The 3,635-nt window shown below is 24.9% G+C and carries 6 protein-coding genes; 2 read left to right on the forward strand and 4 right to left on the reverse strand.

The window, feature by feature from the left end:
• The first annotated feature begins 183 nt into the window (after positions 1 to 183).
• Positions 184 to 465: a DUF1599 domain-containing protein gene (locus ACY1IQ_RS20990; protein WP_461614867.1), complete on the forward strand. Its 282-nt coding sequence runs from the start codon at positions 184 to 186 to the stop codon at positions 463 to 465.
• 136 nt (positions 466 to 601) lie between these two features.
• On the opposite strand, the gene ACY1IQ_RS20995 is transcribed toward ACY1IQ_RS20990, so the two are convergent.
• Positions 602 to 949: a DUF3147 family protein gene (locus ACY1IQ_RS20995; protein ID WP_461614796.1), complete on the reverse strand. Its 348-nt coding sequence runs from the start codon at positions 947 to 949 to the stop codon at positions 602 to 604.
• A 14-nt stretch (positions 950 to 963) separates the two neighbouring features.
• A complete protein-coding gene (locus ACY1IQ_RS21000) occupies positions 964 to 1,236 on the reverse strand; it encodes a metal-sensing transcriptional repressor (RefSeq protein WP_461614797.1) in 273 nt (90 codons plus the stop codon).
• A gap of 571 nt (positions 1,237 to 1,807) precedes the next feature.
• On the opposite strand from ACY1IQ_RS21000, the gene ACY1IQ_RS21005 reads away from it, so the two are divergent.
• Positions 1,808 to 2,191: a hypothetical protein gene (locus ACY1IQ_RS21005; RefSeq protein ID WP_461614798.1), complete on the forward strand. Its 384-nt coding sequence runs from the start codon at positions 1,808 to 1,810 to the stop codon at positions 2,189 to 2,191.
• 189 nt (positions 2,192 to 2,380) lie between these two features.
• Here ACY1IQ_RS21005 and ACY1IQ_RS21010 read toward each other — a convergent pair whose 3' ends face one another.
• The gene (locus tag ACY1IQ_RS21010) at positions 2,381 to 2,857 is read right to left on the reverse strand and encodes a GNAT family N-acetyltransferase (protein WP_461614799.1); all 477 of its coding nucleotides are present in this window, start codon (positions 2,855 to 2,857) and stop codon (positions 2,381 to 2,383) included.
• Between the two features lie 107 nt (positions 2,858 to 2,964).
• Positions 2,965 to 3,387: an NUDIX hydrolase gene (locus ACY1IQ_RS21015; RefSeq protein WP_461614800.1), complete on the reverse strand. Its 423-nt coding sequence runs from the start codon at positions 3,385 to 3,387 to the stop codon at positions 2,965 to 2,967.
• Positions 3,388 to 3,635: the final 248 nt, after the last annotated feature.

Here is a 3,635-nt window from a genome sequence, read left to right on the forward strand (position 1 = left end):
TTTTAAAAATTTTGCTTGCTTTGTGAAAAGAAAATTTTTATTCATTATTTTTAAAAAGTTTATAAATTGATTATGAAATATTTTAAAAGAACTTAGAATTAGAGTATAAAAAGATTTAAATAACTAAATAAACAAAATTTGTAGTATACTATATATATTAAATAGAAATGCTAAGAGGAGATAATTATGGATAAGTCATCTAAACACATGGAAATATGTAAAGAACTAAATAGTTTATACGCAAGAAAAAATCATGACTATGGAGATAGCTTTGGTAAGGGATTTAAAGAATATGGCATGGTAATGCCGATAATAAGATTGGAAGATAAATTAAGTAGGCTTAAGACATTAATTAAAGCAGAAAATAAGGTTGATGAGAGTATAGAAGATACATTAATGGATTTAGCTAATTATTCTATAATGACATTAATAGAATTAAAGTATGAAAAAAGTCGCATAGAATGAAGTTAAAAGTGTATTGATAGAAGAAGTTAATAATTATATTTAAAGTAATATATATGTTATAGTTATTAAAAAGATTGAATCTTAGAAGTACATCTAGTTAACTAGATGTACTTCTAAGATTCAATCTTTTTAGAATTTATAAATTAATTCCAATTTTATTTAAAATATAAGAGTATGCAGTATAAAAAATAATCATAATAATAGAAGAGAAAATTATTGATTGAATAAAATTAAAGCCATGCTTAAGCAAAATAGCTAAAGCTATAAAGAATAACATTGAAGGTAAGATCATAAAACATATAGATGAAGATAAAGAAATTACTTGATTTATATCTTTAGTATCATTATAAAGCCATATTAAAGCCAATATGGAAGTTATAGGTAAAGATATAATAATAGCTCCAACAAAAGGAGATTTCTTACTAATAGTAGATACAATAGCAATTAGAAGAGATGATATTAACGTTTTTAAAATAAACTGCATACTCTATATCTCCTTTATTTTAGAAATTTATCTAAAGCATTTTTAAAATCATTAAGAGTTTCTGTATTATTCGTTTCTATAGCCTCTATAACACAATGATTAATATGATCTTCTAGTATTATCTTTCCAATATTATTTATGGCAGAACGAACGGCAGATATTTGAATTAATAGCTCACTGCAATCTCTACCTTCTTCAGCCATACGTTTTACACCTTCTAAATGACCTATAGCTCTAGACAACCTATTAATTACATTTTTTTGTTGTGGATGATTATGATTATGCATATAATTTCCTCCTTTAATATCCCTATAGGGGGGATATTAAAATTATATCACTAAGGTTAACAAAAGACAAAGGGACATACTATAAATGTAAATTTTTTAGAAAATAAAACTTACATTCATAGTTTAAATATTAAAATTAGTTATGGTATTTTAAAATATACTTATGTAGGAATTATATAAAGTTCTTTATTTAAGAAGTTTATTCTAAGCTGATTAAAGATAATTAAACGAATAGATTTTTTTATATGGTGACTCTAAAAGTATAGAAGGAGGAGTATATATGACTAATAAACGCAAGTTTACTAAAAAGTAAATGGCATCATTAGGATTAAAAAAACTGAAAATGGTGATTATATAAATCCAGAGGAGAGAACTAATTCAAAATATAGATCTATAAAAAAAGAGTCTAAATAAGGCCCTTTTTTATTTATATGTATATTAGAAGTGAAAAAACTCGCAAAAAAGTAAAATTTATATTAGTATGTATAAAAGTGGTTGAATATATAGGATTATGTATATTACAATGATATAGGGAGATAGTTGAATATTATTTTATAAAAGGGGGATATTTATGAAAGTTAAACGTTCTAAAATATTATTAATTTCAGCAATATTAGGTTTATTATATTCAATATACATTATATCATATTTTAGCAATGGAATATTTAGTAGTAAAGAAAGTACAGAAATTCTAGGGGCAGCTATAGCGACAGCAGTAGTTACACCACACATAATTTTAGTTGTTTTAGCAACAATTTTTAATTGGATAGCATATTTTTCAAATAAAAGAGGTTTTGCACTTACAGGGGGTATTTTATATGCGGTAGGTGGAGTTATTTTTATTATGTACATTATATTTGTTATTCCATCAATGATATTAAGCTTTGTTGGGTATGCGAAGTTAAAAAAGATTATAGAAATAAATAATTCTATAACAATTGAGGCTAAGAAGTAATAAAAAATATATAATTTAAATATACATTTTTCAACTATCTCAAGTGAAGCAATTGATATATTACATCATAGAAATTATATAACAGTTGATTTAAGTTACAGTACAGATGATTGGACATATGTACATGAACAATTGTTTTAGATGAATAATTAAAGTAGTTATAGATTTCCTATCTATAACTACTTTAGTTTAATCTAATAATTTCTTTATGAATAGCACTCTATCTTCACCATTTCCATCATAATTTGTAATTACAGAAATTCCATCAACCTTTTTATTTCCATTTTCTATTTCAAATCCCATTTTTCTATGGAATGCAATAGAACCTTTATTTATAGGAGATGTTACAGAATGAACTGTAGTACAACCAGATTTTTTTACTACATTAAAGAACAGTTCATATAATTCTTTTGCAATTCCTGATTTTCTATAGTCTGGATGAATGCCTATAAAGTGAATATATGCTTCAGCTGGATAACTTTGTGATATAAAACCAATTAGAAATCCTATAATTTTATTATTTTCTTCTGCTATAAAACTAGTATTTTGAAAATGCTTGACAAACAATCTAGGCAACATATCACTCATATGTCTTCCACCCCACCAAGCATCTATTACTGATATAATTTCTGTATAATCAGATTCTTGTACTGTACGAGTATTCATTTCTAACACCTTCTTTTTTAATAATACAATTATTATGATAAGATATTTTAATACAAATTGTAATATTAACTATTAGACCATAATAGAATAAACTAGTTCAAAATCTATTAAATAATACATTTCACAGTTAATATTTTTTCATATAAATATGGTTGAATTTTAGGATATGTCAGATCATTTGGAAGTTCATCAAATAGCTTTACCTCCTCAATCTCTGAAATTGGTAAAATGCCCATTTCACTTACTTCACAAAAAAATAGCCTCCCAAATAGTTTCCCATTGAAATCATTTATTGAATAATCACAAACAGGTTTTAGAGTAAATTCTTTTGCACCAGTTTCTTCAAACAATTCCCGTTTAGCGGTATTATCAATAGTTTCTCCTATTTCTCTATGACCTCCTGGAATTTCCCAAGATTTCCTCTCTTTATGTCTAACATAAACCCATCTTCCTTGATATATGGTACTTATTACTGCAAATGTTAGTTCTTCATCGTCAATTTTACCTATTTCATAGAATTCTATCTTCATAAATCCTCACCTTTACTCCTTAATAAATATTTATACTATAATGTAATATCATATAATTACGTTATAATATAGCTGAGTTTATTCTCTAAATTATATAAGCTATAGAAGAAATTATCAATAAATTCATTATTCTTATTGTGCAAAGTATAGAATGATGTATTATGGAGAGTATTATATAGCTTCTAAAGTTTCTATCTATTATCTTGTGTTTGGATGATAGTTACATAATTATATTAAGTGAAAATATT

It is taken from the genome of Clostridium sp. Marseille-QA1073, from assembly GCF_054863625.1.